General features: G+C 69.8%; 30 protein-coding genes and 1 pseudogene. 12 read left to right on the forward strand and 19 right to left on the reverse strand.

From position 1 onward, the window contains the following. The first annotated feature begins 152 nt into the window (after positions 1 to 152). From ACFPQ9_RS44695 to ACFPQ9_RS20250, 6 genes are all read left to right on the forward strand, one after another. Positions 153 to 365, forward strand: a complete 213-nt coding sequence (locus ACFPQ9_RS44695; protein WP_465269582.1) for a DUF7848 domain-containing protein — start codon at positions 153 to 155, stop codon at positions 363 to 365. Between the two features lie 659 nt (positions 366 to 1,024). Continuing rightward, complete coding sequence (locus ACFPQ9_RS20230) at positions 1,025 to 1,219, forward strand: helix-turn-helix domain-containing protein (protein ID WP_380854748.1); 195 nt, start codon at positions 1,025 to 1,027, stop codon at positions 1,217 to 1,219. Continuing rightward, a complete protein-coding gene (locus ACFPQ9_RS20235) occupies positions 1,216 to 1,461 on the forward strand; it encodes a hypothetical protein (RefSeq protein WP_380854750.1) in 246 nt (81 codons plus the stop codon). The genes ACFPQ9_RS20230 and ACFPQ9_RS20235 overlap by 4 nt, the downstream gene beginning before the upstream one ends. 165 nt (positions 1,462 to 1,626) lie before the next feature. Then, positions 1,627 to 2,502 (forward strand): hypothetical protein, encoded by an 876-nt coding sequence (locus tag ACFPQ9_RS20240; protein ID WP_380854752.1) that lies wholly within the window; start codon positions 1,627 to 1,629, stop codon positions 2,500 to 2,502. A 268-nt stretch (positions 2,503 to 2,770) separates the two neighbouring features. Beyond that, on the forward strand, positions 2,771 to 3,463 hold the full coding sequence (locus ACFPQ9_RS20245; protein WP_380854754.1) for a hypothetical protein: 693 nt from the start codon (positions 2,771 to 2,773) through the stop codon (positions 3,461 to 3,463). Continuing rightward, on the forward strand, positions 3,460 to 3,702 hold the full coding sequence (locus ACFPQ9_RS20250; RefSeq protein WP_380854756.1) for a hypothetical protein: 243 nt from the start codon (positions 3,460 to 3,462) through the stop codon (positions 3,700 to 3,702). The genes ACFPQ9_RS20245 and ACFPQ9_RS20250 overlap by 4 nt, the downstream gene beginning before the upstream one ends. Before the next feature lie 4 nt (positions 3,703 to 3,706). Here ACFPQ9_RS20250 and ACFPQ9_RS20255 read toward each other — a convergent pair whose 3' ends face one another. Then, positions 3,707 to 3,865: a hypothetical protein gene (locus tag ACFPQ9_RS20255; RefSeq protein ID WP_380854758.1), complete on the reverse strand. Its 159-nt coding sequence runs from the start codon at positions 3,863 to 3,865 to the stop codon at positions 3,707 to 3,709. A gap of 324 nt (positions 3,866 to 4,189) precedes the next feature. On the opposite strand from ACFPQ9_RS20255, the gene ACFPQ9_RS20260 reads away from it, so the two are divergent. The 5 genes from ACFPQ9_RS20260 to ACFPQ9_RS20280 all read left to right on the forward strand — a co-directional run bounded on the left by ACFPQ9_RS20260 (position 4,190) and on the right by ACFPQ9_RS20280 (position 6,577). Next, complete coding sequence (locus tag ACFPQ9_RS20260) at positions 4,190 to 4,399, forward strand: hypothetical protein (RefSeq protein WP_380854759.1); 210 nt, start codon at positions 4,190 to 4,192, stop codon at positions 4,397 to 4,399. Next, positions 4,399 to 4,620: a hypothetical protein gene (locus ACFPQ9_RS20265; RefSeq protein WP_380854761.1), complete on the forward strand. Its 222-nt coding sequence runs from the start codon at positions 4,399 to 4,401 to the stop codon at positions 4,618 to 4,620. Before ACFPQ9_RS20260 ends, ACFPQ9_RS20265 begins: the two co-directional genes overlap by 1 nt. A gap of 3 nt (positions 4,621 to 4,623) precedes the next feature. Then, positions 4,624 to 5,055, forward strand: coding sequence for a hypothetical protein (locus ACFPQ9_RS20270; protein WP_380854763.1), 432 nt, complete (start codon positions 4,624 to 4,626; stop codon positions 5,053 to 5,055). 515 nt (positions 5,056 to 5,570) lie between these two features. After that, a complete protein-coding gene (locus ACFPQ9_RS20275) occupies positions 5,571 to 6,266 on the forward strand; it encodes a hypothetical protein (protein WP_380854765.1) in 696 nt (231 codons plus the stop codon). Next, complete coding sequence (locus tag ACFPQ9_RS20280) at positions 6,263 to 6,577, forward strand: hypothetical protein (protein WP_380854767.1); 315 nt, start codon at positions 6,263 to 6,265, stop codon at positions 6,575 to 6,577. The genes ACFPQ9_RS20275 and ACFPQ9_RS20280 overlap by 4 nt, the downstream gene beginning before the upstream one ends. 501 nt (positions 6,578 to 7,078) lie before the next feature. On the opposite strand, the pseudogene ACFPQ9_RS20285 reads toward ACFPQ9_RS20280, so the two are convergent. The 15 genes and pseudogenes from ACFPQ9_RS20285 to proS form a co-directional block, all read right to left on the reverse strand. Then, positions 7,079 to 8,128: pseudogene (locus tag ACFPQ9_RS20285) on the reverse strand (ATP-binding protein); the annotation flags it as partial. After that, positions 8,129 to 8,518, reverse strand: coding sequence for a YraN family protein (locus ACFPQ9_RS20290; protein ID WP_380855309.1), 390 nt, complete (start codon positions 8,516 to 8,518; stop codon positions 8,129 to 8,131). It abuts the pseudogene before it with no gap. 167 nt (positions 8,519 to 8,685) lie between these two features. Further along, positions 8,686 to 8,994, reverse strand: a complete 309-nt coding sequence (locus tag ACFPQ9_RS20295) for a DUF2469 domain-containing protein (protein WP_003993268.1) — start codon at positions 8,992 to 8,994, stop codon at positions 8,686 to 8,688. Positions 8,995 to 9,050: 56 nt separating this feature from the next. Further along, positions 9,051 to 9,563, reverse strand: coding sequence for an NUDIX hydrolase (locus ACFPQ9_RS20300; RefSeq protein WP_380854769.1), 513 nt, complete (start codon positions 9,561 to 9,563; stop codon positions 9,051 to 9,053). Beyond that, the gene (lepB, locus tag ACFPQ9_RS20305) at positions 9,553 to 10,326 is read right to left on the reverse strand and encodes a signal peptidase I (RefSeq protein ID WP_380854771.1); all 774 of its coding nucleotides are present in this window, start codon (positions 10,324 to 10,326) and stop codon (positions 9,553 to 9,555) included. The genes ACFPQ9_RS20300 and lepB (ACFPQ9_RS20305) overlap by 11 nt, the downstream gene beginning before the upstream one ends. 194 nt (positions 10,327 to 10,520) lie before the next feature. Beyond that, positions 10,521 to 11,483: a signal peptidase I gene (lepB, locus tag ACFPQ9_RS20310; protein WP_380854773.1), complete on the reverse strand. Its 963-nt coding sequence runs from the start codon at positions 11,481 to 11,483 to the stop codon at positions 10,521 to 10,523. Further along, entirely contained in the window at positions 11,371 to 12,462 is a 1,092-nt protein-coding gene (gene lepB, locus ACFPQ9_RS20315) for a signal peptidase I (RefSeq protein ID WP_380854775.1), read from the reverse strand. The genes lepB (ACFPQ9_RS20310) and lepB (ACFPQ9_RS20315) overlap by 113 nt, the downstream gene beginning before the upstream one ends. Further along, on the reverse strand, positions 12,455 to 13,255 hold the full coding sequence (gene lepB, locus ACFPQ9_RS20320) for a signal peptidase I (protein WP_380854777.1): 801 nt from the start codon (positions 13,253 to 13,255) through the stop codon (positions 12,455 to 12,457). The genes lepB (ACFPQ9_RS20315) and lepB (ACFPQ9_RS20320) overlap by 8 nt, the downstream gene beginning before the upstream one ends. 60 nt (positions 13,256 to 13,315) lie before the next feature. Further along, positions 13,316 to 13,666 carry a 50S ribosomal protein L19 gene (gene rplS, locus ACFPQ9_RS20325; RefSeq protein ID WP_018531094.1) on the reverse strand — a complete coding sequence of 117 codons (351 nt, stop codon included), beginning with the start codon at positions 13,664 to 13,666 and terminating at the stop codon, positions 13,316 to 13,318. 133 nt (positions 13,667 to 13,799) lie between these two features. Further along, on the reverse strand, positions 13,800 to 14,633 hold the full coding sequence (gene trmD / locus ACFPQ9_RS20330) for a tRNA (guanosine(37)-N1)-methyltransferase TrmD (RefSeq protein WP_380854779.1): 834 nt from the start codon (positions 14,631 to 14,633) through the stop codon (positions 13,800 to 13,802). Then, positions 14,633 to 15,175: a ribosome maturation factor RimM gene (gene rimM, locus ACFPQ9_RS20335; protein ID WP_380854781.1), complete on the reverse strand. Its 543-nt coding sequence runs from the start codon at positions 15,173 to 15,175 to the stop codon at positions 14,633 to 14,635. The genes trmD and rimM overlap by 1 nt, the downstream gene beginning before the upstream one ends. 82 nt (positions 15,176 to 15,257) lie before the next feature. Continuing rightward, positions 15,258 to 15,497 (reverse strand): RNA-binding protein, encoded by a 240-nt coding sequence (locus ACFPQ9_RS20340; protein ID WP_003973401.1) that lies wholly within the window; start codon positions 15,495 to 15,497, stop codon positions 15,258 to 15,260. Between the two features lie 2 nt (positions 15,498 to 15,499). Beyond that, on the reverse strand, positions 15,500 to 15,919 hold the full coding sequence (rpsP, locus tag ACFPQ9_RS20345) for a 30S ribosomal protein S16 (protein ID WP_093910092.1): 420 nt from the start codon (positions 15,917 to 15,919) through the stop codon (positions 15,500 to 15,502). A 364-nt stretch (positions 15,920 to 16,283) separates the two neighbouring features. Continuing rightward, complete coding sequence (locus tag ACFPQ9_RS20350) at positions 16,284 to 16,880, reverse strand: hypothetical protein (RefSeq protein ID WP_030953381.1); 597 nt, start codon at positions 16,878 to 16,880, stop codon at positions 16,284 to 16,286. A 261-nt stretch (positions 16,881 to 17,141) separates the two neighbouring features. Further along, positions 17,142 to 18,557 (reverse strand): proline--tRNA ligase, encoded by a 1,416-nt coding sequence (gene proS / locus ACFPQ9_RS20355; protein ID WP_380854785.1) that lies wholly within the window; start codon positions 18,555 to 18,557, stop codon positions 17,142 to 17,144. A 199-nt stretch (positions 18,558 to 18,756) separates the two neighbouring features. Between proS and ACFPQ9_RS20360 the strand changes: the two genes are divergently transcribed. After that, positions 18,757 to 19,614 carry an SAM-dependent methyltransferase gene (locus ACFPQ9_RS20360; protein ID WP_380854787.1) on the forward strand — a complete coding sequence of 286 codons (858 nt, stop codon included), beginning with the start codon at positions 18,757 to 18,759 and terminating at the stop codon, positions 19,612 to 19,614. Between the two features lie 31 nt (positions 19,615 to 19,645). Here ACFPQ9_RS20360 and ftsH read toward each other — a convergent pair whose 3' ends face one another. The 3 genes from ftsH to ACFPQ9_RS20375 all read right to left on the reverse strand — a co-directional run bounded on the left by ftsH (position 19,646) and on the right by ACFPQ9_RS20375 (position 25,778). Further along, positions 19,646 to 21,583, reverse strand: coding sequence for an ATP-dependent zinc metalloprotease FtsH (ftsH, locus tag ACFPQ9_RS20365; protein WP_380854789.1), 1,938 nt, complete (start codon positions 21,581 to 21,583; stop codon positions 19,646 to 19,648). A 93-nt stretch (positions 21,584 to 21,676) separates the two neighbouring features. After that, positions 21,677 to 23,230 (reverse strand): signal recognition particle protein, encoded by a 1,554-nt coding sequence (gene ffh, locus ACFPQ9_RS20370; protein WP_380854791.1) that lies wholly within the window; start codon positions 23,228 to 23,230, stop codon positions 21,677 to 21,679. A gap of 85 nt (positions 23,231 to 23,315) precedes the next feature. Further along, a complete protein-coding gene (locus tag ACFPQ9_RS20375) occupies positions 23,316 to 25,778 on the reverse strand; it encodes a [protein-PII] uridylyltransferase (protein WP_380854793.1) in 2,463 nt (820 codons plus the stop codon). Positions 25,779 to 25,792: the final 14 nt, after the last annotated feature.

The raw sequence follows: 25,792 nt of genomic DNA on the forward strand, positions 1-25,792 counted from the left end.
CCCGTGGCAGGGTGCCGCGAGTGCCTCGGCATCGTCGTGACCCGAACCAACGCCCGATCAGTCGGGGACTACTCCAAAGCGTCCGATGCGAACGTTGCCCTTCGGACCCACCTTCGGGAAGGGCATGGGGCCGAGTGATGGTCCGCTCCGTCATGCGCTTCGTGGCGCACCGGATCACGCAACACCCGGACACTGACGTCACCTTCGAGGCCGAGTGCCTGACGTACGCGTGCGGCTGGACTGCCACGCCTTCGACGGAGGGGCAAGCGGTTGACGTCGAGTGCATGAGCCACACAGGCCGGACGGGGCACGCAGGGTTCCGGCGCCTGTGCACGTCCTTCGCGTTCGTGGTGCGCGAGGAGTAGAGCTCCGGCGCTCCTCGGGACGGCGAGCAGGACTCCGAGGCGTGTCGGTCACAGAGCCCCTGTCAGCCTCCCCGTGGTTGATGGGGGCTCTGCCTTGCGTGAGCGGAGAGTGCTCGCCGGCCTTCCGGAGAGTGACACCGTGACCTGCGCCCGACAGGTGACCGGCGTCACGTCGAGGTGATGGAAACTTTCGGGTCGCTCACTGCCACCAGTAAGTAGGGGACTTCACTCCCTGACCGGTAAGTGATCGGCGTCACATCGAGTTGACCCGGACTTTCGGCCCGCTCACTGCCACCAGTAAGTAGAGAGTTCTCCTCGCTCGCCTGACCTGACGGTCGGGCGTTCTTCTTTTGGGCCCGTCGCCAACGTCGGCGCCGTCCCCCTTGAACCTTCAGTGCGCGGTTCCTCCTCCTGCCGCGTCCTCTCGGGTTGAGCTCCGGTCCACTCCGCCGGAACGCTCCCCACCGGCTCCACCCTCGCCCTCCAAAGTCACGGGGACGGCGAGGGCGGAGCCGTCCCTCAGACTTCCTGCCCTCGCGCGTGGGGCAGGGCAAGGCCCTGACTGTCGACTCCTCCTTGGTCGGCGGTCGGGGCCTCTCTTCTTGGACCACACGACAACGGCGGCGCAGTACGCCGCCCTACCGAAGGGAGGCACGACAGTGCCGTACGAATTCCGAGCCGAAGACTGGCTCACCACCGCGCAGGCCGCCGAGCTCCTTGGGCTGTCCGCTGGATCGCTCCGAGCACGTCGCTCCGAGGGGCGTGAACGCCTGCCTCACATCCGAGTCGGTAACACCGTGCTCTACCAGCGCGCCCCCGTCGAGCGTGCCGCCGAACGAGGTGCTGGCCAGTGAGTCGACGCGAGAACGGTGGACCCTGGGTCAACACCAGCCACGCCGCCGACTGGCTGAGCCAGCCTCGCGGACAGGTCCGGGCGTTCGCCTTCCATCTCCGCATGGAGGGGAAGTTGCCGGGCGCCTGGGACTACGACCCAAGCATGAGACCCAAGACGGCACTCGACCAACAGTTCATCTTCGACAACTGGCCGGAGTGGGCCGAGGCGTGGTCTGCCTGGCGCTCCCGCGTGGGCAAGTAACCCACCCCCAAGCCGCACACGGCTGCACAGCAGCCACTCCCGAGCCTCATGGTCCCGATGACCGTGAGGCTCTTCCCGTGCCCGTACAGCGGCACACAGAGCCTCGCCGAGAAACGGCCGGCTCGCGCGCGTGCGCGCAACCACACCACAGGAGGTAACCCCAAGATGGCTACTGCCAAGACCAAGTCCCTGTCCTTCGCCGACGTCGTCGCCGCCGAGGAGTTGAAGGCCGCCGAGAAGGCGGCCAAGGCCCGTGACGACCTGGCCAAGCTCCGCGACGACATCGAGCGTTGGGAAGACGAGTACAACGAGGCCGCCGGTCGCGTGTCCGCCATGCGCAACCGCTTCGCCCGAGGCATCGAGACCGCCACGGCGCAGGAGTTCGCCGAGGCCCTGGCCGCCGAGGAGCGCGCGAAGCTGCTCGCACACAAGCACATCGAGAGCACCGACCCGGACGGCAAGGACCCCCGCGTCAAGCGCGCCGAGCGCGCCCTCCCCCCGTCTGACAAGAAGGTGGCCAAGGCTGTTGCCGAGGCCCTGGCGAAGGTGAACGTCTTCCCTGCTGCTCAGGTGTTCTCGACCTACGCCGACCCTCGCGACCTGACCCCGGCCGAGGGTGACGCCCCGGTCCTGATCGTCTCGCAGCCTGAGAGCTCGTACGACGGCACGTTCAACGATCGCCAGTACAAGCGGCACCCGTTCATCTCGGGCGTCACGCTCTCCGCCGATGTCGTGCTCACCCTGTACCGGCGCCCCGAGCACCGCGACATCGTGCCCGAGCGGATCGTCAAGGCCGTGGCCGAGGCGAACGGCGAGATCCTGAACCCGAGCTCGATCAACGTCCTGTCCACGGTCCTCGGCAACGGCCTGGAGAAGGACGAGGTTCGGTTCACCGTGACGAAGATCGACAACCCGGACGCCTCTCCGGAGCTCCGGCAGCGTCACGCCGACTGGCACGCCTCGCGCCGGACCACCCTCACGGAGTCCGGGCCGCAGACCGGCATGGACGCCTACGCCCGCAGCCTGGGCGCGCAGTTCTGATCGTCCGCTGAATCTCTCCCCGAGTGGTCCGCCTCGGGGAGGGGTTGAGCGGTTCGACCCGAGCCGCCACACCAGGAGGTAAGTCCATGCTCGTCGCCCTGTACCTGTCCACGATCCTTGGCGCGCTCGTCGTGCTGTGTCAGACCCTCGTCGACCTTGCCCTGACCTCTGGCCCCAACGCCTGACCAACACCCCCAGCAACGCCCCCTCGGCCCGTACGTAGGCCCTGGGGGCGTTTGTCGTCGTACCCAAGGAGGAGTCCAACCCCGTGTCCAGCAGTACCCCGGCGGCAAAGAGAGCCGCTGTCGTCACCCTCGCCGTTGCCCTGACCGTTGTCATGGGAGCCGCGTTCGTCGCTTCGTTCTCCGCCACCGTGGGCGCGTTCTCCGCCCTCGGCCTCCCGCCCATTCCCGCGTACTGCGCCGCGATCCTGCCGGACGGCGCGACCGTCGTTGCGATGCTGGCCGTACTCACGCTGAAGGCGGACCCCGTGGCCCGCCGCCTGGCTGTGGCCTCCGTCGCCCTGTTCGCCCTCTCCTCCGGCCTGAGCAACGCGTCCGGCGCCCTCGGCGTCACTCCGCATCACGTCGTGCCTGAGCGCGTCGAGGGCGTTCCCGTGTGGCTGGCTCTGGCGTTCTCCGCGATCCCCGTTGCAGCCCTGGCCCTCTCCGCCGAACTGACCGGCCGTACCGTCGTTGCCCTCTTCCCTGCCGTCGAGGGCGTGCCGATACCCGAGGCGAAGCAGTCCACCGGCAAGGGCAAGCGCCGGAAAGGGAAGGGTCCGACCCTCCCGCCCCGGCGAACCGATGACCAGGTGATCGAGCAGGCTCGTACCGTCGCCGCCGACTTCCGCCGCACCGGTCGGCGAGTCACCGCCTCCGGACTGCAAGAGTCCCTGCGCCTGTCGTGGGAGCGTGCCGTACGCGCTCAGGCTGCCCTCGAAGCCGAGGGGCTGGCGTGAGCAAGAGGCAGTACGTCGAGGCGTCCAAGCTGACCGCCGAGGAGCTTCGTTCGCTCCCTGTCGGCACGGTCGTTCAGGTCTCCCTCGGCCTCGGTCAACGGCTCCTGATGAGACACACCGCAGACGGTCGGTACTGCCCCGTGAGAGGGTCCGGCCTGAGCGTCGGGGCTCTCGTCGAGGTGGCCGAGTTGCTGGCGCCCCGGTCACTCTCCGCTCAGCCGGCCGTCGACTCCGAGTGACCGATCACCCGGTGACGTGCTCCCATCTGACCTTGATGGCGTACGCGTCCCTCTGCATCATCTGGTAGTAGTCGTAGCCCTGATCGATGTCGTTGAACTCCTTGACGCACTCCTCGCCGGTCTCGATGTTCTTCCACGTCACTCGGTACTTCGTTACGGCCACGGACTCTCCTCGGCTGGTCAACGGATCGAGACTGACAACGCCGCCGAGTGCCGCACGGTTCCGGACCGCACGGCACGATGCGCGAAGTTGACGGCGAACCGCCCGATCATGTAAGAACTCCCTTCCGCCTCATTCGAGGCGCACCGTAGCTCCCGCCGTTCAGCGGCGGTAGAGCTGGCCACTCCGAGAGAGGCCGCCATCCCGAGGGGCTGGCAGGGGAAGCCGAGGGCACCCCGAGCGCGAACGGACGCGCGACCAACCATCACCGCGCCACAGGCGTAGCTGCGCGCTGCCCTGTGGCCTCTTGAAGGAGGTCGCACACCCGTGCCCAACATCTTGACCCTGAACCTCGCGCAGCTCTCCGAGGCGTACGCCGAGGCCATCGAGGCCCGGCGTCGGTACGAAGCCCTCCGGGCTGAAGACAGCTTCGAGGCGAACGACGAAGCCAACGAGATGTCGTACTACTGGCCGCAGGTCTGGGAGCTGTTCGAGCGCATCGGCCTGTCGGTCGATGGCGAGGGGGTGTCCGCCTGATGCCGACCAACAACCCCGCCGCCTCTTCTTGGGTCGGCTACGAGTCTCAGTACCTCACGCTCCCCGCGAGCGAGCCGTTCCGGCTCTCCCCTCGGAAGCTGGCCCGGAAGTGCTCCATCCCCTCGGCCGAGTTCGAGTCCGGACTCCGCTCCCTCCAAGAGGAGGGGTTCCTCCGGCGCCTCGGTTACGACACCTGGCAGCTCTCCCGGCCGGTGCGGTGACCCGTGCTTGAAGACCTGTTCCCCAAGATCGAGGAGAACCGAATCAGGCTGCGGAAGCGTGGGTACGCCCTGGCGGCCGAGCACTACCCGCCGACCGGACAGGCTGCCCAGTGGTACGCCGACGTCATCCAGTGCGTACCGCGCAGCGGCCAACTGGTGGCGAAGCAACTCGCCCGGCTCTGCGGTGACGACTCCCGCGTGACCGTGCCGTGGCGCTCACTGGCCGATGCCGTGGGCGTCCGGGACAGTGCCGGTCGAGAGCGCGCCTACACCGAGCGAGGCGTTCAGGTGCTCGTCGAGTCCGGGTGGCTGACGGTCGAGACGATCGGCGTCAAGCGCGGAGCGAAGACGACGTTCAGCCTGAAGCCCGGAGACCGGGCCACGGAGTGGCTGGGCTGGATCGACGCTGACGACTGGCTCGATGACGTGGCCTGAGAACTTTTGGCCAGAGTAAGAGAGCTCGGCGTCAGCCGGTCCACTCCGAAGTTTTGGCCAGAGTAAGAGTCCGCCGCCTGTCGAGAACTTTTGGCCAGAGTAAGAGTCCGCCGCCTGTCGAGAACTTTTGGCCAGAGTAAGAGCCTCACACCTGAGACCTACTGACTACGGCCTCGGGTCGGGCGGAGCCCTCCCCTCGATGCCGACGACAGGCGTACTGACGCACGGCGTAGGTGGCACTGACAAGCCGGGCCCGAAGGGGCCCGAAGCCTCGCCCTACTCGATGGGGCCGCTTACGCGGCCCACCTGTCGTAGATCCCAACGGCGAAGTGATGAGGGGCCCGTCAGGGCCCCCCTTCGTAGAGCCGCCCTACTTCCTGGGCCGCGTACGCGGCCACTTCCCGAAGACCCTCACGGCAAGCCACTTGCTCGCCGTTGCTACCTCGCCGAGGACCGCCGGTCGCTGGCGCTCCCTCGCGGTAGCTCAACCCCAAACCCAAGGAGGACGAACCCGTATGTCCCTGACCTGTGAGACCTGCCCCAACCTGATCGAGCGCACCGGTAAGCGTGGCCCTGCTCCTCGGTTCTGCGACTCCTGCAAGGGCGAGCGCAAGCGCACGCGGCAGCGTGCCAACTACGTGAAGAAGGGGCCCGCGAAGGAGCGCCCTGGCGCTCGCAAGTACACCGAGGGCTGGACGTCTGCGAACGGCCAACTCACCCTCGTTCGCCGGATCGTCGGCGACAAGGGCCGGGCATGGTTCGAGTGCGCTTGCGGTGGCGTGGCGAAGGTGCTGCACATCAAGAACGTCCGCACCGGCCTGACGCAGAACTGCGCTGAGCGGGACTGGCACGCCGACCCGAGGGCCGGACGCTTCAAGGGCGAGCACGCCGCCTACGCCACCGTTCACCACTGGGTGGCCCGAGTGAAGGGTTCGGCATCCTCGCACTCCTGCCACGGCTGCGGAGCTCCGGCCGAACAGTGGGCCTACATGCACGGCACTGCCGACGTGAAGGCGGACGCCGAAGGGAAGGACGCCGGGTCGCCGTTCGCCCCGGACGTCGAGCAGTACGAACCGATGTGCCGTAGGTGCCACAAGGCATGGGACAGGGCGAAGGGCAAGGGGGCCGGACACGGCCTCTCCCTGGCTCACATCGCCCGTTGGGCTGCTACCCACGACGATGACTCGAACGGCTCGGAGGTGGCCGCGTGAGTGACCTCTACTGGCGGCACTCCTGCGAACTGAACCCTGACCCCGACTTCGACCCGGAAGCGGAGGAGTGCGGCGGGTGTGTCCGTGACCAGTCCTTCGACCTGTCCTCTCCCTTGTGGGCCGAGGAGTCCGAGGCGCCTCCGTCCGACCGTCCCGAGGCCGTGACTCACGAAGGGGCCGAGGGGCCCGGCAGGACCCCTGTCGACGGCTTCTGTCTGGAGTGCGGCGAGCCCCTGCCCGAGGACTCCCACGCCAAGCGGATGTACTGCGGCGACAAGTGTCGGAAGCGGTACGACCGGCGCCACAACTGAACCTCCGCCCGGATCGACCCTGCCGAGCCTCCGCCAATCCTGGGGGCCGGTGGGTCGTCCTGGCGCTCTGGCTCGTACAAAGGCACCCCCACCCCTGACAGTCGGCCGGCTCACAGTCCGGACGATGGGGCGCATCCGGTCTGACCTGCGGATTCGGGGGGTTCCTGGGGCTGTCCGGGCACCTGTCCGGATTGGCCCTACGCGGTGGCAAGATCCCTGCCGGTAAGACGCAGCGGTGCGGAAGAACGGCCCCAAGGGGTCATCCCCCACCCCTACGGCCCGAGTCGGCGCACGTCGACAGCCGCTCGACCGGCCAGGAACGGCGTCACGGCCACGCTCGCAAGCGATCACGCACGCCTCGGCCCAACTCCTCAGCCACACACGGACAGCCGCTCAGGCAGGCGCACAGCAACGCACACAGACACAGAGCCCCGGCTCTTCCTGGCCACATCGACTCGGGAGGGTCGGGGCTCTTCCGTCATTGTGAGCTCGGCCACATCGGGCGGGCTTGGGCTTGACAAGATCCCCTGCCCTCATGAGAGAAACGAGCTCGGCACGGAGTAAGTGCGAATCCCTCGCTTCGTCGAGGAACAGCACGCCGTTGTGCGACAGGGACGCCGCGCCCGGCCGGGGAAGGCCGTTGCCCCCACCGACGAGGGAGGCCATGGTCGCCGAATGGTGCGGAGCGCAGTAAGGCGGCTTGTCGATCAGCGGGTGACCGGGCGGAAGGATCCCTGCCACCGAATGGACCGCCGTGACCTCGAGCGACTCCTGTCGGCTCAGCTCCGGCAGCAGACCTGTAAGCCGCTCTGCCAGCATCGTCTTGCCGGCTCCGGGCGGGCCCTTGAAGAAGACGTGATGCCGCCCTGCCGCAGCCACCTCCAGGGCGGCTCGGGGCACATTCTGGCCCGCCACGTCCGCAAGGTCCGGAGCGTGAGTGCCCGTGACCGAGCCGAGCCCGGTGCCCGGGAGCGCCAGACCGGCGAGGAACGGGTCCGGGCGGATCTCGCCCGGGACCAGTTCCTCGTCCGGCACGGGTTCATCGGTGAGGACTGCGATGAGCTGGCGCAGACTCCGCACGCCCAGCACCGAGACACCCGGTACGAGGGAGGCCTCCGGCACTGCGCACTCGGGGACGACCACCTGCTCGTACCCCGCGTCCGCCGCGGCGAGCACCGCCGGCAGGACGCCCCGCACCGGTCGGACGCGTCCGTCGAGGCCCAGCTCCCCGATCATCACGATGTCGGCGAGCACACGAGGGTCGATCCGCTCGGCCGCTCCGAGGACCGCCGCGGCGACGGCCAGGTCGAAGCCGCTGCCGCTCTTCGGCACGGACGCCGGGCTCAGGCCCACGGTCAGCTTCTTCTGCGGCCACGCCACACCTGAGTTCACTACCGCCGCGCGTACTCGGTCCTTGCTCTCCGTCAGGCTCTTGTCCGGGAGGCCCACCAGTGCGAACGTCGCGACCCCGGGCTCCAGGTCCGCCTGGACCTCGACCACGACTCCCTCGACGCCGACCAGCGCCACCGAACATGTACGGGCGAACCCCATTCAGGCCACCCCCCGCGCGTGCTCCAGGACAGGGGCACCCCGCTCGGGCAGGAGAACGCCGATCAGGTCGATACGGACACCACCCGGTGGTGCGCCGCCGTGGGTGTGGAGCCAGCTCTCCGCGAGGCCCCGCAGGCGCTGCGCCTTCTCCGGGGTCACTGCGGCCATCGGATGCTCGTAGGCACCCTTCCTGCGTGTCTTGACCTCGCAGACAACCAGGACCTCGCCGTCCTGCGCCACGATGTCGATCTCACCGCTCCTGCCGCAGCGCCAGTTGCGTGCCAGGATCGTCATGCCGGTCTCGACCAGCCGCCGCGCGGCCAGCGTCTCGCCGTACCTGCCCAGCGCGCTGCGTGCGATTCCCCTGGTCGCGGTCGTATTCGGGCCCATGTCCCGGCCAGGGCCCACGCTCGTCCCTGGGTCCCGATTCGTGTTCTTGCTCGTGCTCATGTCGGCACCACCTCCGGCGCCAACAATGCGAGCAGCTCAGTGAGCTATTGGATCTTGGTGGACAAGTCCGTGACTGTGGATAACGTCCTCACCCCCGCGAGTGAACGTCACCCGCTCGGAAGTTCCAGATCGCTCTTGTTGAGCTCCTCGATGTTCACGTCCTTGAACGTGAGCACTCGAACCTGCTTCACGAACCGCGCCGGCCGGTACATGTCCCACACCCACGCGTCCGCCATGGACACTTCGAAGAACACCTCACCCTGGACCGAGTGCACCTGCATCTCGTAGTCGTTGGTCAGGTAGAAGCGCCGCTCGGTCTCGATCACATACTTGAACAGACCGACGACATCGCGGTACTCCCGATAGAGCTTGAGCTCCATCTCGGTCTCGTACTTCTCGAGGTCCTCGGCGCTCATGGCATGTTCCCCTTCAGCCGTGCGATCCCACCATTGTGCGCCAGTCCCGTCAGCACCTAGACAATTTCAGGGTCAAGGGTCACGGGCCCGGCGGGGGGACCTTCGTCGAGCAGTGTGCGCAGCAGCTCGGCGAGTTTGGTCGGATACACCGTCTCATGCGCTCGGGCAAGTTCCTGACACGTCCACCAGCGCGCACCGGCGACACTGCGCCGCTCCAGCTCGGTGAGGCCCGCGGCCCGGGTCACCGTCTGTGTCGTACGTGCCAGGTAGTACCACTCGTCCTGGTCCCAGCGGCGTCCCGCGAACGGGAACGAGCACATCCGCCGCCACAGCACGGGGCCGAGTTCGACCTCCGTGATGCCGGTCTCCTCCGCGAGTTCCCGCAGTGCGGCCTCTGCTCGCGTCTCGTCGCCCTCCAGTCCCCCGCCGGGCGTGAACCACCAGTTGTCGGCCGGGTCCTCCGGCTCATGGCCGTACAGGAGCAGGATGCGGTCGTCGGGGTCGAGCAGCACGACCCGGGCGACCTTGCGCAGCCCGTCGTCGTGCCCCTGCACCGCCTCAGCGGGCACCCGCGGGCTCCGTCCGCGCGCGGGAGCGGCCCGCGAGCCGCTTCTCGACGGGGCCGTACGCCCCGCCGGCCAGGACCAGCACGCCGCCCACGACGATCAGTGCGACGACCGTGCGCAGCGGCCCCTGCGCGGACAGCGCGCCCAGCTGCTCGAAGCCCGTGGGGCGCTCCAGCATCCCGCTCATGGGCCACACGACGGCGTCCACCCGGGCCGAGACGGCGCTGCGCGCCACGGTGCCACTGGCAGCGTCCGTGAGGTGCGCCGAGGAGTCCAGGGAGCCGCTGCGCTCGTCACCGAGGAGGAAGAGCCGGCCCTCGGGCACGGACACCGTCGGGAAGTTCTGGAGCTGGGACAGGTCGTCCTCGGCGAGGTACGGCTCGTCGATCTTCTTGCCGTTGACGGTCAGCTTGCCGTCCGTGACGGCGACCTTGTCACCGCCGGTGGCGACCACACGCTTGACGACGGGCGCGTTGGTCACCCAGGCCTTGTCGGTGAAGACGACGACGTCGCCCCGGCGGATGTCGTCGCCGTCGATGCGCTCGGCCAGAACCCGGGCACCGGCGCCGATCGTCGGCGCCATCGAACTGGTGGGCACGGTGTACGGCCGGTAGACCACCGCTCCCCAGGCGAACCCGCCCAGGAACAGCACCAGGCCCAGCGCCACGGCCAGCCCGGACAACCGCTGTCCGGTCCGGCTGCCCGCCGGGCCCCTGCTCGCGCCACCGTCACGCGGCGCCGTACGCGTCGTGCTCTCGCCACCCATGGATCCGCACCCTACCCGGCGGTACCGACAGGGGGCAGCCCCTCCCGAGCACCGGGCCCACCGGCACGGCAAAGCTTTCCCCAGCCCTGGGCGCCGACCGGAGCCCGGTCAGGGGCCCGAAGGGGGCTGGCCTCCGGCGCGTTCGCCGGGCCCGCAGCCGGACGCCCCCGCGGTCAGCGGTCAGCGGTCAGCGGTCAGCGAGTCTGCGCCACCGCGGCCCGACGCCGACGCCAGAGCACGAACGGCACCGCACCCACCAGCGCGATCCCCTGCGGCGCGACCGTGAGGGCGGCGGAGCGGGCGTTCAGGTTCTGCTCGAAGGTGTCCGGAACCGGCAGGGTGTCCCAGCGGTTGATCGGCCAGGCGATCACGATGGCACGGCCGACGACCTTGTCGACGGGGACCATGCCGTTGTTCACGTCGGACTGGTTGTAGCGCGAGTCCCGGGAGTTCTGCCGGTGGTCGCCCATCACCCAGATGAAGCCCTCGGGGACCTTCACCTTGAACTGGCCGCCCTGGTCGTCCTGACTGCACGGCGTGTTGCCGGGGTACACGTACGGCTCGTTCAGCGCCTTGCCGTTGACCGTCAGCGGGCCGGTCTTCTTGCATTCGATCGTGTCGCCGCCGACACCGATGACGCGCTTGATGAGGTCCTTCTCCTCGGCGGACGGCATCAGGCCGATCCAGCTGAGGAAGGTCTGCAGGGCGTTGGGATCCGGAGTCGGCTCGCCCGCCAGCCAGTTGTCGGGGTCGTGGAAGACGACGACCTCGCCGCGCTCGGGCTCGGAGCCGAACCAGGGGGTGAGCTTGTCCACCAGGACTCGGTCACCCTGCTGGAGGGTGTTCTGCATCGAGTCGGAGGGGATCGAGAACGCCTGCACCAGAAACGTCTTGATCAGCAGCGCGAGGACGAGCGCGATACCGATCAGGATGGGCAGCTCCTTCCAGAAGGAGCGTTGCTTCTTGGGATTGGAGGCCGCCCCGGGCCCCGGGCCATCGGTCGGCGGCTGTCCGCCCGACCCTCCCTCTCCGGTCGATCCGGGCTCATTCCCGGAGGTCACGGCGCCGTCCGCAGCCGGGTCGGCTGCTTCCACGGGGTGTCCGCGGTGCTCCTCGCCGTCGTGCCCGGACCGTGCGCCAACCGCCACATCCCCCACGCCAACTCCTTACTCCGTGCCGCTGCCTGCCCCATAGACGACGCAGGCCCACCACTCCCATAACGAGCGGGAGTTCCGCAGGGGTCGGGAGCTGGATCGTTCCGTTCGAATCGTCGGAAGCAACCCTATGCGACAGCCGGGGGGACGCGGTCGACCCCGTCCCCGAGTCGGCGACCGTAGCGTACGTATTCGGCTCCTCCAGGGTGGTCCAGTGACCGAGCGGCCAGGCGATCCACATCGCCCGTCCGACGACCTCCTCCTCGGAGACCGTGCCGCCGTAGTCCTGGTCCTGATGGGCGCGGGAGTCCGCGGAGTTGGCCCGGTGGTCACCCATCACCCACAGGCGTCCCTGCGGAACGGTGATGTCGAACTTCGCCTCGGAGGGGGCGTTGCCGGGATACAGATAGTCCTCGTTCAGCGGAACCCCGTTGACGGTGACCCGTCCCTGCGTGTCACAGCACTTGACCCGGTCGCCGCCGACGCCGACGACGCGCTTGATCAGATCCTTCTCGTCGTCGGACGGCAGCAGGCCGATGAAGGTGAGCGCCTCCTTGACCTGTTTGACGACGACGGGGTCCTCCTTCTTCACCGTCGTCTGCTCGTCCTGGAGCCAGCCGCCGGGGTCCTTGAAGACGACGACGTCACCGCGCTGCGGCTTCGAGCCGAACCAGGGGGTGAGTTTGTCGACGAGGACGCGGTCGCCGATCTGGATCGTCGCCTCCATGGAACCGGAGGGGATCACGAAGGCCTGGACGAGGAAGGTCTTCAGGACCAGCGCTATGAGGACCGCGACGCCGACGAGGAGGGGTATCTCCTTGATCGCCGAGCGCCTGCGCCGTCGTTTGACCTTGCGCTGGAGCTTGCGTCGCTCCGCGCGCGTGCGGCCGCCGGCGGGGCCGGACGCGCGCCGGGCGCCGGTGGGCAGGAGATTGTCGGCGGGGCTGCTGGGCACGCCGCGGGGCTTGCCACGGTTACCCATGCGCGCCCGCCCCACTGGATGCCATCGCCTCCGGGGCGCTCCGGCCGGGGCCCGCTCCTGGCTCGCGCGGCGCTGCGGCCGCGGAATCGGCCTCGGTGGCGGGCACGCGCGCGTAGGCGTCGGGACGGTGCAGTCGGGTCCAGTGCGCGGTCGGCCAGACGATCCAGTCGGCACGGCCGATGACACCGTCGACCGGGATCATGCCGCCACCGGGCGCGCCCAGATGGTCGCGGGAGTCGCTGGAGGCGCTGCGATGGTCGCCCAGGACGAAGAGGCTGCCGTCGGGCACGACGACGTCGAAGCGCACCGCCGACGGGCTGTCGCCGGCATACAGGAATGTCGACTCGTCGACCGACCGGCCGTTCACCTGGATCCTCCCCTCCTTGTCACAGCAGACCACGTGGTCTCCCCCCACACCCACAATGCGTTTGATGTAGTCGGCATCCCCGAAATACCCGGTTCCGTCGAACACCACAACATCACCGCGTCGCGGATCGGCACCGAAACGGTACGCCAACTTATTTACGAGAACGCGGTCCCCGATCCTCAATCCGGACTCCATGGATCCGCTGGGAATCTCGAACGGCCGCACCACGAACATGTTGAGCAGCAGCAGAAACACGAGCAGGACCAGCAGGGTCAGGCTGATCCGGCCGCCCGGCAGCCACTCGGTGATCCGCGCCACCAACGCGAAGCGCGACCGTCCCTCCGAGCCCTCCGGGTCCGAGGTCTCCTCGGAGTCGGAAGGGCGGGAGGAGCGGTCGCGCTCCGTCGGCTGTGCTTCGGTGTCCATCGAGGCCAGATGCTATCCGGCCGCGCTGTGGACCCCGCGGGGGCGAGCCCCCTGAAGCGCTCAGTTCTCGCGCTTCTCCTTGATCTTCGCAGCCTTGCCGCGCAGCTCGCGCAGGTAGTACAGCTTGGCGCGACGCACGTCACCCTTGGTGACGAGCTCGATCTTCTCGACGATCGGGGTGTGCACCGGGAAGGTGCGCTCGACGCCGACGGAGAAGGAGACCTTGCGGACCGTGAAGGTCTCGCGCACGCCGGCACCCTGGCGACGGATCACAACGCCCTTGAACTGCTGCACACGGGAGCGGTTGCCCTCGATGACGCGGACGTGGACGTTGACGGTGTCGCCGGGGCGGAAGGCCGGGACGTCGCTGCGCAGCGACGCGGCGTCGACGGAGTCGAGCAGGTGAGACATTTCGTCTGCTTTCTTCGCTGATGCCACAGGTCATCAACGGAACTAGATGTTCGGTGAGAGTGTCGTGAGCGTCGGGGCGGGCGTCGTGTCCCCCTGTGGCAGGGGCGCACGCCGGACGGCGCACAACAGCGGCCTATTCTTCCACGCCCTCGGTCCTGCGCCAAAATCGGCCGAAGGGCTCCCCTTCCGGGTCGGGCATCCAGCCCAGGATGGAGAGCATCTCGCGGTCCTTCTTGTCGAAGGCCTTGGGGTCGCAGCGCTCGATGAGGTCGGGCCGGTTGGCGGTCGTACGCCGGAGCGCCTCGTCGCGGCGCCAGCGGGCGATCTTGCCGTGGTGGCCGCTGAGCAGCACGTCGGGGATACCGCGGCCGCGCCACTCGGGCGGCTTGGTGTAGACGGGGCCCTCCAGGAGACTCGCCATCGCGCCGGGCGCGAAGGAGTCGTCGCGGTGGGACTCGGCGTTGCCGAGGACGCCCGGCAGCAGTCGCGCCACGGCTTCCGTGATGACGAGTACGGCCGCCTCGCCGCCGGCCAGGACGTAGTCCCCGATGGACACCTCGTGGACGGGCATGCGGGTGGCGTACTCGTCGATGACGCGGCGGTCGATGCCCTCGTAGCGGGCCGGCGTGAAGATCAGCCAGGGGCGCTCGGAGAGCTCGACGGCGAGTTCCTGGGTGAAGGGGCGGCCGCTGGGGGTGGGCACGATCAGCGTGGGCGCACCGGCGCCTCTCTCGTACCCCTCAGCCAGCACGGAGTCCAGCGCTTCGCCCCAGGGGTCGGTCTTCATGACCATGCCGGGGCCGCCGCCGTAGGGCGTGTCGTCGACCGTGTTGTGACGGTCGTACGTCCAGGCGCGCAGGTCGTGCACCTGGACGTCGAGCTGCCCACGCGCGCGTGCCTTGCCGACCAGGGAGACGTTCAGCGGCTCCAGGTACTCGGGGAAGATCGTGACGACGTCGAGGCGCATTACGACTCTTCCCGGGACGACGCGATCTCCGCCCGGTCGTCGATCAGACCGGGCGGCGGGGTGATGACGGCCTTCTGCTCCGCCAGGTCGATCTCGGCGACGATCTCCTCGACGAAGGGGATCATCACCTCGCTCCCGTCGGGCCGCTCGACGATGAACAGGTCCTGGGAGGGCAGGTGCGAGATCTCGGTGATCCGGCCGACCTCGACGCCGTCCGCGGTCACCACGTCCAGGTCCATGAGCTGGTGGTCGTAGTACTCGTCCTCCTCCTCGGGCAGCTCGTCCGGGTCGACCTCGGCGATGAGGAGGATGTTGCGCAGCTCCTCGGCGCCGGTGCGGTCGCGCACGCCCTCGAAGCGCAGCAGGAGGCGGCCGCTGTGGACACGGCCGGTCTCGATGGTGAGCGGGCCCGCGGAGGCGGGATCGGTGGTGAGTACGGCGCCGGGGGCGAGCCTCACCTCCGGTTCGTCGGTGCGTACCTCGACGGTGACCTCGCCCTTGATGCCATGGGCACGGCCGATCCGTCCGACTACCAGCTGCACGTGTCCAATCTCCTGTCATACGACTGCGGGCCGGGGACGGCCCAGTGGCCCTCCCCGGCCCGAGCCGGTGCTGTGTTCGGCGTCAGCGGACGTGGTCCACGTCGACGAGGTCGACGCGGACACCGCGGCCGCCGATGGCGCCCACGACGGTACGCAGGGCACGCGCGGTGCGGCCGTTACGACCGATCACCTTGCCGAGGTCGTCGGGGTGGACCCGGACCTCCAGCACGCGCCCGCGGCGCAGGTTGCGGGATGCGACCTGCACATCGTCAGGGTTGTCGACGATGCCCTTCACGAGGTGCTCGAGAGCCTCCTCGAGCATGCTCAGGCCTCGGCCGACTCGGACTCGGCGGCAGCCTCGTCCTTCTTCTCCGCCTTCTTCTTCTGGGTGATCGCCTCACCCTTGCCCTCGTCGTCGCCGCTGAGGGCCTCGAACGACGGGCGCGCCTTCTTCGGCTCGGCGACGAGCAGCGGAGCCGGGGCGGGCTCGCCCTTGAACTTCTGCCAGTCGCCGGTCTTCTTCAGAATGGCGAGGACGGGCTCGGTCGGCTGCGCGCCGACACCCAGCCAGTAGGCCACACGGTCGGCGTCCACCTCGATGACCGACGGGTTGTAGGTCGGGTGGTACTTGCCGATCTCCTCGATCGCACGGCCGTCACGGCGGGTGCGGGAGTCGGCGACGACGATGCGGTAGTGAGGCGAACGGATCTTGCCCAGACGCTTCAGCTTGATCTTGACTGCCACGGGAGTGGGTTCTCCTGGTTTTGACGTGGTTGGGCACGGCGAGAAGGCCGCGTGGGGTTGCGGTACCCGAGTGCCCGATGGACGCGTCAGCCGGAGGAGAGAGGGGTCCTGTGCGGCTGTCGAGTACAGCTAGCCATTGTGCCACACCCTGCGGGTCGCCTTTGGCCGAGGGCGGTGAGCTGTGCTCGGGCATGACTGGGAGGCACCCGGCGTTTCGGGTGCCTCGGAGGTCGGCCGCGCAGCCCGGCGCCTTCGGGGTGCCGCCTGCGCGAGTCACAGCGGCACCCCGACGCGTCCGTCAGCGTCCCGTACGCCATACGTGCCGACCGGCAGCCACGAGATGCCGGTGCCCGACGAGGCGTCGTTACGCCGCTCCGACCACCTCGGGAATCCGGAACGGCTTTCCGCAGCCGCCGCACACGATCGGGGCCTGGGCCAGGACCGAGGGGACGACGCGGACGTTGCGGCCGCAGTCGCAGACCGCCTTGACGCGGACGCCGCCACCGGAGGAGCCGTGACGGGCGGCCGGGCCCCGGAAGGTCCGGCTCGTGTCGGCGGAGGTCGCCGCGGTGTGGGCCTTCAGTGCGCGCTGGAGGCGTTCGATCGTCGGGCGGTACCGCCGCTTGGCCTCGGGGTTGAGCGTGACCAGGGAGAAACCGCTGCTCGGGTGCGGCTCCTCGGGGTGGTCCAGGCCCAGTTCCTCGGCGATCGAGAGGAATCTGCGGTTGTGGTACCGGCCGGCGCGGGAGGTGTCGCGGACGCCGCGCGAGGCGGCGATGCCATGGACTGCCTCATGAAGCAGTCGCTCGAAGGAGAGCTCGTGACCGCACGCGGACGACGACTCCCCGATCAGGGACTCTGGCGCGGCGAGATCCGGCAGCTCGGGGTGGTACCGCTGAATGTCGGCCCACGCCTGTGCCAGCTCTGCGGCGAGAACAGGTGGTGTCTGTGTCGTGCTCACGTAATGACAACGAGCCGGAGTGCCGCTGTGTTCCGATTCCGGGGCATCCCAAATAATTTGCACGTACCCGTCAGTTGCGAATGATGCGCCACGACGAGGGCGGGTGCGCCGATCTGCGGAGAAGCCTCACAGCTCGTACCAAGCTGGTGCGTAGTCTGACGTACGCCCCGGCGCGTAGCCCGTGTCCACCTGGCGGGCCGTGTGTGGTTCGCGATTGCGCAAGGGGCGTTTCGGCCGCTCTCGCTTCCCACGGGCGTCATCTCAATAAGCGCGCGCGACGACCGCGACGTTACCGGGTGCGTCGTCGGCGTCCGGCACCGACCCGTCCTCGGCGACCAGACACCGTACGGTCACGGCGTGCTCGGCCAGTCTGGCCTCGCCTTCTTCGCCGAGCGTCGCCCACGGCAGACGCGCCCAGCCGCCGGCGCCGGCCGCCTCGATCGCTTCCTCGGTCGTCGACACGTCCGACGTACGGGATGCGCGTCGCTCGCGCGACTGGCGCAGCAGCAGCGCCTGGTCCTCCTCCAGGACCGTGGGGATCAGCCAGGCCAGGGCGTCGAGCGCGACCGGCTCCTTGCCGCCGGGGATCCGCCGCGCGAGCATCGCCGTGCCGCCGTCAAGGTCACGGGGCCCGACCTCGATCCGTACCGGTACGCCCTTGAGTTCCCAGTCGACCGCGCGGCGCCCGAACGGCGTGTCCGTGCGGTCGTCGACGTGGACGCGGACGCCCGCCTCGCGCAGCCGGTCGCCGATCTCGCGGACCTTGGCCAGAACCGGCTCGTCCCCCTTGATCGCGAGGACGACCGCCTGGACGGGCGCGAGCCGCGGTGGCACCCGCAGTCCGTCGTCGTCGCCGTGGGCCATGATCAGGCCGCCGACCATGCGGGTGGAGGAGCCCCAGGAGGTCTGCCAGACGTACTCCTCGCGGCCCTCCTTCGACAGGTAGCGGGTGTGGAAGGCCTTGGCGAAGTTCTGGCCGAGCTCGTGGCTGGTGCCCATCTGGAGGGCCTTGCCGTCGCCCATCATCGCTTCGAGGGTGAGGGTGTTGATCGCCCCGGCGAAACGCTCGCTCGCGGTCTTGCGGCCGAGGACGACGTCGATACCGAGGACATCGACCATGAAGTCGGCGTAGACGTCCTTGTGGATGTACGCGGCGTAGTCCCGGGCGTCCTCGCGGGTGGCGTGCGCGGTGTGGCCCTCCTGCCAGAGGAACTCCGTCGTCCGCAGGAACACGCGCGGGCGCATCTCCCAACGCACCACGTTCGCCCACTGGTTGATCAGCAGCGGCAGGTCGCGGTAGCTCTGCACCCACTTGGCGAAGTAGTCGTTGATGATCGTCTCGGAGGTGGGCCGCACGACGACGGGCTCCTCCAGTTCCTTGCCGCCGCCGTGAGTGACGACTGCCAGCTCGGGGGCGAAGCCCTCGACGTGCTCGGCCTCGCGCGTCAGATACGACTGCGGGATGAACAGCGGGAAGTAGGCGTTGGAGGCACCGGCGCGCTTGATGCGGGCGTCCATCTCGGCCTGCATCCGCTCCCACAGCCCGTACCCGTACGGCCGGATCACCATCGTGCCGCGCACCGGACCGTTGTCCGCGAGCTCGGCCTTGTTGACGACGTCCTGGTACCAGCGCGGGAAGTCATGTGCCCGTGGCGTAAGAACGGGTGCCTTTGCCATGGCCAGATGGTACGGGCCCATGTTGCCGGAATGTGAATTTCGGCCACGGACGCCCGGAACCCGCAAGCAGGGCCCCGAGACCCCTGGACGCGACGCATGGCGCGGAGTTACCTGGCATACGGGGGAGCGTGAGCGCATCGTCACAGGGCGCTACGGCATCGGGCACAGTGACAACTCTCGGCGGAATGGGGCGCTTTACATGACACCTACGCTCGTGCGGCGGCACCTGTCCCCTACGGGCGCGACACCCCGTGTGGACCCGTGTGCACGCGCGCGTGACTGGTCCGAGATCCAGGAGCGGATGCTGGTGCCGCTCTACGAGGCCGTCTACGAGCGACTGGAAGTGGGCCCGGGTACCCGGCTGCTGGGCCTCGGCTGCGGCAGCGGGCTCGCCCTGCTGATGGCGGCTTCCAGAGGCGCGGCCGTCACCGGTGTCGAGTCCGGCTGCCCCGAACGGCTGACTCTCGCACGGCAGCGTCTGCTGCCCGAGACGTGGGACACGCGCGCGCGTGGCGACGTCCGGCTCGTCGACGGCTCGCCCGGGGACGCGGCCGGCGCACAGACGCCCGCGTACACCCTGGTGACCGCGTTCGAGCCGATCGGGTGTCTCGCGGGTGACTCGGAGGGTCTCGGGGAGGCGCTCGCGGCTGTCACTCCGCTCGCCGAGCGCGGGGCGCCGGCGGTGCTGGCCGGCTGGGGTCCGCCGGAGCGCTGCGCCACGTCGTCGGTGCTGCGGGTCGCGACGAAGCTGGCCGATCCCCTGCGCAGCACGGGGAGTTGGCGCCCGGCCCTGCGTGACGATCTGGAGGAGGTCGCCCAGCGCGCGGGTCTGCGGCCCGACGGTTCGGGGCGGGTCGCCTGCCCGTTCGGGTACGCGGACGTCGACAGTGCCGTACGGGGGCTGCTGTCGACGGGGTTGTTCGACGCGGCGATCCGGGCGACGGACCAGGTCCAGGTCGACAAGGAGCTGGCGGAGGCACTGCATCCGCACCAGCGGCCGGACGGCACGGTGTGGATGCCGAACGTGTTCCGGTACCTCATCGCGCGCGTGCCCTGAGCCGGGGCGCGCAGCCTCGCCGGGCTTCGCGCTACTCGGTCTCGTCCTTCTTCAGCCGGGTGATCCCCGCGATCCGGTACGCGTCCGCCTCCTCCAGCGTCTCGTGCTCCAGCAGGGCCTCCGCGAGCGCGTCCAACCGGCCGCGGTGGTCGCGGAGTTTGCGCAGGGCCTCCTCGTAGCAGTCGTCGACGATCCGGCGCATCTCGGCGTCGATGACGTCGAGCGTCCGCGGTGCGGCGGAGAGCCCGTACGCCTGCTGGGCGTCGCTCGGCAGCGCGGAGAGCCGGCCGACGCGTTCGCTCATGCCCCAGCGGGCCACCATGCCGCGCGCGATGTTGGTGACCTGTTCGAGGTCGTTCTCCGCGCCGGTCGTGACGACGCCGTAGACCACGTCCTCGGCCGCCATGCCGCCCAGGGCGCCGATGATCCGGCCGCGCAGGTACTCCTCCGAGTGCGCGTACCGCTCCACCTCGGGGGTCGACATCGTCACGCCGAGCGCCCGGCCGCGCGGCACGATGGTGATCTTGCGGACGGGGTCGGCGCCCGGCTGGAGCATGCCGAGCAGGGCGTGCCCGCTCTCGTGGAAGGCGGTGCGGCGGCGGTCCTCCTCGGGCATCACGAGGGTGCGTTCGGCGCCCAGCTGCACCTTCTCCAGGGCCTCGGAGAGGTCCGCGGCGGTCACCTGCTCCTGGCCCCGCTTGACGGCGAGCAGAGCGCCCTCATTGGCGAGGTTGGCCAGATCCGCACCTGTCATGCCGGGCGTCTTGCGGGCGAGCTGGACGAGGTCCACGTCCTCGGCGAGGGGGATGTCGCGGGTGTGGATCGCCAGGATCGCCTCGCGGCCGCGGCGGTCCGGCGGGGAGACGTTGACCACCCGGTCGAAGCGGCCGGGCCGGGTCAGCGCCGGGTCCAGGATGTCGGCGCGGTTCGTCGCGGCGATCACGATCACGCCCTCCGAGCCGGAGAAGCCGTCCATCTCGGTGAGGATCTGGTTCAGGGTCTGCTCGCGCTCGTCGTGCCCGCTGACCGAGGCGCCGCCGCCGCGTACCCGTCCGATGGTGTCGATCTCGTCGATGAAGATGATCGACGGCGCCACCTTGCGGGCCTCGGCGAACAGTTCACGCACGCGTGATGCGCCGACTCCGACGATCATCTCGATGAACTCGGACGCGGAGGCCGAGAAGAACGGCACGCCCGCCTCGCCGGCCACCGCCCGTGCCAGCAGCGTCTTGCCGGTGCCCGGCGAACCCGCGAGCAGCACGCCGCGGGGCATCTTGGCGCCCATCCTGCGGTAGGCGTCGGGGTGCTCCAGGAAGTCGACGACGTCGTCCAGTTCGCCCTTGACCTCGTCGATGCCGGCCACGTCGGCGAACGTCGTGCGGTGCTTGCCCGGCAGCAGCTCGACCGGCTTGGGCGGCGCCTTGCGTCCGAACATGCCGCCCGCGCCGCCGCGGCCGCCGGCGAAGCGCCGGGCGATGAACAGCCACAGCGCGACAATGATCACGAGCGGCGCGAGTGAGATCAGCAGGTTGACCAGTACGCCGCGCTGCTTGACCACCGGCTGCGCGGTCACGGTGACGTCGTGGCTGCTCAGCGCACGCCAGAGGTCGTCGTCGGCGAAGGCGGGGCGCTGCGTCTTGAACTTGGTGTACTTGCCGTCGCCCTCGGGGTTGTCCCTGGAGCTCTTCAGCTCGCCCTGGATGGCGTCGCCCTTGGAGTAGATCTTGGAGACGTTGCCGTCGTCCACCTGCCGGCTGAACTCCGTGTAGGAGATCGTCGGCTCGTTGCCCTGGTCGAGGTACGTCAGTCCGACCCAGGCCAGCAGGAACACGATCACCGCGGTGGCGAGCAGGCTCCACCAGCGGCCGCGTGGACGCCGGCCGCCCGGCTTCCTGGGCGGCTCGTCCGGGGTGCCCTCCGTGCGCCACGGCTGGTCAGGGGCCTTGCGCGGCGGCGCGGCATTGCTCATATCTGGACGTTACGGCAGAGCGCGGGCCACGGCACGCGCAAAGGGCGCCCCTCGTGGAGAGGGACGCCCTCGGCGACGTGGAGCCGTACCGGCTCAGCCCATGAACTTCTTGAACTCGTCCGGCAGCTCGAAGTCCTGCCCGGCCTGCTGACCCGGCAGCCCGAGGGCTCCCCCGGCCTGAGCGGCGGCGGCCCGGCGGGCGGCCTCCTCCTGCTCCTGCTGCTTGCGCTTCATCGGGTTGCCGGAGCGCTGCTTGCCCTTGGCCTTCTTCGGCTGCTTCTTCGTGCGGCCCGGACCGCCGCCCATGCCCGGCATCCCCGGCATCCCCGGCATGCCGCCGCCCTGGGCCATGCGGGACATCATCTTGCGGGCCTCGAAGAACCGCTCGACGAGGTTCTTGACCGCGCTGACCTCGACGCCGGAACCCTTGGCGATACGGGCGCGGCGGGAGCCGTTGATGATCGTCGGTTCCTGGCGCTCGGCCGGGGTCATCGACTTGATGATGGCGGCCGTGCGGTCGACGTCCCGCTCGTCCAGGTTGTTGATCTGGTCCTTGATCTGCCCCATGCCGGGCAGCATGCCGAGCAGCTTGCTGATGGAGCCCATCTTCCTGACCTGCTCCATCTGGGCCAGGAAGTCGTCGAGGGTGAAGTCCTGGCCCTTCTTGGAGGCCAGCTTCTCGGCCATCTTCTGGGCTTCGGCCTGGTCGAAGGTCTTCTCCGCCTGCTCGATCAGGGTGAGCAGGTCACCCATGTCGAGGATGCGGGAGGCCATCCGGTCCGGGTGGAAGGCGTCGAACTCGTCGAGCTTCTCGCCGTTCGACGCGAACATGATCGGCTTGCCGGTGATCTGGCGGATCGACAGGGCGGCACCACCGCGGGCGTCACCGTCGAGCTTGGAGAGCACCACGCCGTCGAAGCCGACGCCGTCGCGGAAGGCCTCGGCGGTGTTGACCGCGTCCTGACCGATCATCGCGTCGACGACGAACAGGATCTCGTCCGGCGAGACCGCGTCACGGATGTCCGCGGCCTGCTGCATCATCTCCTGGTCGATGCCCAGGCGGCCGGCGGTGTCCACGATCACGATGTCGTGGACCTTGGCCCTGGCGTGCTCGATGGAGTCCTTGGCGACCTTGACCGGGTCACCGACGCCGTTGCCCGGCTCGGGCGCGTAGACCGCGACACCGGCGCGCTCGGCGACGACGCTCAGCTGGTTCACGGCGTTCGGGCGCTGGAGGTCGGCGGCGACCAGCAGCGGCGAGTGGCCCTGCTCCTTCAGCCAGCGGCCGAGCTTGCCCGCGAGCGTGGTCTTACCGGCACCCTGGAGACCGGCCAGCATGATCACGGTCGGCGGCTGCTTGGCGAAGCGCAGGCGGCGGGTCTCGCCACCGAGAATCGTCACGAGCTCGTCGTTGACGATCTTCAGAACCTGCTGGGCCGGGTTCAGCGCCTTGGAGACCTCGACGCCCATCGCACGTTCCTTGACGTTCTTGATGAACGTCCGGACGACGGGCAGCGCCACGTCCGCTTCGAGGAGTGCGATGCGGATCTCGCGCGCGGTGGCGTCGATGTCCGCCTCGGAGAGCCGTCCCTTGCCGCGCAGGTTCTTGAAAGTCGCTGAGAGGCGATCGGAGAGAGTATCGAACACGGCGCTCGCGGTCCTCGGGGTCGGTGGCAGCTGGGAATCGCCCTCCAGGGTATCCCGGCGGCACAGGTTGCCGGGATCCCCGGGTTCACCCCCGCAGCGTCTCCTCCAGCTTGCGTGCCACGGCCGCCGCCTCCTCACCGGGCAGCGGGGCCCCTCCGGGCCCTGTGACATAGAACGCGTCGACGGCGTTGGCGCCCAGTGTGCTGACGTGTGCGCTGCGCACCCGCACGCTCGCGTCCTCCAGGGCCCGGCCGATCCGGAACAGCAGCCCGGGCGCGTCCTGGGCGCGCACCTCGATGACCGTGGCCAGCCGGGAGGCGGCCGGATGCACCGTCACCCTCGGCGGTGGCGCCACCACGCCCCGGCGGCGCGGATAGGCCGCGTCCCGCTCGGCGAGACGGCCCGCGATGTCCAGGGAGCCGTCCAGGGCACGTACGAGGTCGGCGCGCAGCCGGGTGGCCTGCGGCAGGGAGCCGTACTCGGCGGCGACCCGCCAGTTCAGCAGCAGGACGGAGCCGTCGACGCCGTCGGGCAGGTCCAGCGCCCGCAGCTCCGCGGTGCGCACGGTCAGGCGGTGCATCGCGAGGACGCCGGCCACGGCGGGCAGCACGCCCGGCTGGTCGGGGACGGCGATGAGGAGTTCCACGCCGAGCGGCTCGGGGCCGCCCGGGCCCTGCTCCTGCGTCGGCGGCTCGGTCTGGGCGCGCAGCGCCAGTACGGGGCTGCCGGTGGCGATCGCCTCGATGGCGAGCCGCTCCTGCTCGGCGGTGGGCGCGGCGGCCTCGGGCTCGTCCGGGTCGTCCCCGGCGAGCACGGCCGCGACCCTTTTCACCAGGTCGGCGACGAGCGAGCCGCGCCAGGACGACCACGCCGCCGGACCGGTGGCCAGGGCGTCCGCCTCGGTCAGGGCGTGCAGCAGCTCCAGGGTCCCCTGCGAGCCGACGGCCTCGGCGACCGAGCGCACGGTGGCCGGGTCCTCCAGGTCGCGCCGGGTGGCCGTCTCGACGAGCAGCAGGTGATGACGTACGAGGGTGGAGAGCACGGCCACGTCGTCGCGGTCGAAGCCGATGCGCGCGGCCACGTCCTTGACGATGATCTCGCCGGCCACCGAGTGGTCGCCGGGCCAGCCCTTGCCGATGTCGTGCAGCAGCGCGGCGACCAGCAGCAGGTCGGGGCGGTGGACGCGGCGGGTGAACTCGGAGGCACGCACGGCCGTCTCGATCAGGTGCCGGTCGACGGTCCAGATGTGCACGGCGTTGCGCTGCGGCCGGCAGCGCACTCGCTCCCAGTCGGGCAGGAAGTGCGTGATCAGCCCTTCCGCTTCCAGGGCCTCCCATACGTCGACGGTCGGCCGGCCGGAGCCCAGCAGGGTGACGAGCTGCTCACGCGCTTCGGCGGGCCAGGGCGCGGGCAGCGGGCGCACGGTGGCCGCCAGCCGCCGTACGGCGTGCAGGGAGAGCGGCAGCCCGGCCTGGGCGGCGGCCGCCGCGGCCCGCAAGGGGAGCACGGGGTCGCGATCGGGGCGTGCGGCACGGGCGAGCACGACTTCGCCGTCCTGCTCCACGACGCCCTCGGCGAGCGGGGAGCGCTCGGCGGTGGGCTTCCCGCCGGCCAGCATGGCGCGCAGCCGCGGCCGTACGGCGCGTGCCCGCAGCACGCGCCCCACTTCACGCCAAGTGACGTCACTGGCGTACGAGATCACCCGTGCCGCCTCGTACACCTGCCGCAGCAGGGTGTCCGCGTCGAGCAGCCCGAGCTCGGCGGCGACCTGGTCCTGTTCCTGGAGCGAGAGCCGGTCGGTCGCCCGCCCGGTCGTCAGATGCAGGGCGTCACGTACGTCGAGCAGCCGGCGCCGGGCGTCGTCGAGGCCCTCGCGCGGGGCGTCGGCCAGCCAGGACGCGGCGACGGCGCGCAGGATGGTGGCGTCCCGCAGACCGCCGCGGGCTTCCTTGAGGTCGGGTTCCAGGAGGTACTGCAGCTCGCCCTGGCGCTCGGCGCGGTCGGCGGACAGCTCCTGGAGTTCGGGCAGCCGCTTGGGGGCCTGGTTGCGCCAGTCGGCGAGGACCGAGGTGCGCAGCCCGGCCGTGAGGCCCAGGTCACCGGCGATGTGCCGGGCGTCCAGCAGGCCCAGCTGGACCTTGAGATCCTCGCCGGCCGTCTTGCGGGCCTCGGCCGGCGTGCGCACGGAGTGGTCGAGGGCGAGCCCGAGGTCCCACACCGGGTACCAGATGCGGTCGGCCAGCGCAGCCACGGCCTTGCTGTCGCCGCTGTCGTGCAGCAGGAGCAGATCCAGGTCGCTGCGCGGGGACAGCTCACCGCGGCCGTACCCGCCGACCGCCACCAGGGAGACACCGCGCATCCCCTCCGCGCCGGCCGCGGAGGCACCGGCCGCGAACAGTCCGGTCAGCCACTCGTCGGTCAGCTCCGCGAGGGCGGCACGGCGCGGCGGCCCGGACCGCGCCCCCTCGGTGAGGAGACGCAGCCGGGCCGCCGCGTAGCCGCTGGGTCCCGAGTCCTCTGCATCCTTGGAAACGTCCGTGCTCGTCACCCAGCGACTCCTGT

Origin of the sequence: Streptomyces coerulescens (genome assembly GCF_042657965.1) — a bacterium.
In the GTDB taxonomy this organism is placed as follows: domain Bacteria; phylum Actinomycetota; class Actinomycetes; order Streptomycetales; family Streptomycetaceae; genus Streptomyces; species Streptomyces coerulescens.

Coding starts and splice junctions, on each gene's coding strand:
- ftsH (WP_380854789.1), bottom strand. CDS start 21,583: ATGAGCAATGCCGCGCCGCCGCGCAAGGCCCCTGACCAGCCGTGGCGC.
- proS (WP_380854785.1), bottom strand. CDS start 18,557: ATGGCAAAGGCACCCGTTCTTACGCCACGGGCACATGACTTCCCGCGC.
- trmD (WP_380854779.1), bottom strand. CDS start 14,633: ATGCGCCTCGACGTCGTCACGATCTTCCCCGAGTACCTGGAGCCGCTG.
- lepB (WP_380854771.1), bottom strand. CDS start 10,326: ATGGGTGGCGAGAGCACGACGCGTACGGCGCCGCGTGACGGTGGCGCG.
- ACFPQ9_RS20240 (WP_380854752.1), top strand. CDS start 1,627: ATGGCTACTGCCAAGACCAAGTCCCTGTCCTTCGCCGACGTCGTCGCC.
- ACFPQ9_RS20295 (WP_003993268.1), bottom strand. CDS start 8,994: ATGAGCGCCGAGGACCTCGAGAAGTACGAGACCGAGATGGAGCTCAAG.
- rplS (WP_018531094.1), bottom strand. CDS start 13,666: ATGTCTCACCTGCTCGACTCCGTCGACGCCGCGTCGCTGCGCAGCGAC.
- ACFPQ9_RS20360 (WP_380854787.1), top strand. CDS start 18,757: ATGACACCTACGCTCGTGCGGCGGCACCTGTCCCCTACGGGCGCGACA.
- ACFPQ9_RS44695 (WP_465269582.1), top strand. CDS start 153: ATGCGCTTCGTGGCGCACCGGATCACGCAACACCCGGACACTGACGTC.
- ACFPQ9_RS20275 (WP_380854765.1), top strand. CDS start 5,571: ATGTCCCTGACCTGTGAGACCTGCCCCAACCTGATCGAGCGCACCGGT.
- ACFPQ9_RS20340 (WP_003973401.1), bottom strand. CDS start 15,497: ATGCTCGAGGAGGCTCTCGAGCACCTCGTGAAGGGCATCGTCGACAAC.
- lepB (WP_380854775.1), bottom strand. CDS start 12,462: ATGGGTAACCGTGGCAAGCCCCGCGGCGTGCCCAGCAGCCCCGCCGAC.
- ACFPQ9_RS20290 (WP_380855309.1), bottom strand. CDS start 8,518: ATGGGCCCGAATACGACCGCGACCAGGGGAATCGCACGCAGCGCGCTG.
- ACFPQ9_RS20265 (WP_380854761.1), top strand. CDS start 4,399: ATGCCGACCAACAACCCCGCCGCCTCTTCTTGGGTCGGCTACGAGTCT.
- lepB (WP_380854777.1), bottom strand. CDS start 13,255: ATGGACACCGAAGCACAGCCGACGGAGCGCGACCGCTCCTCCCGCCCT.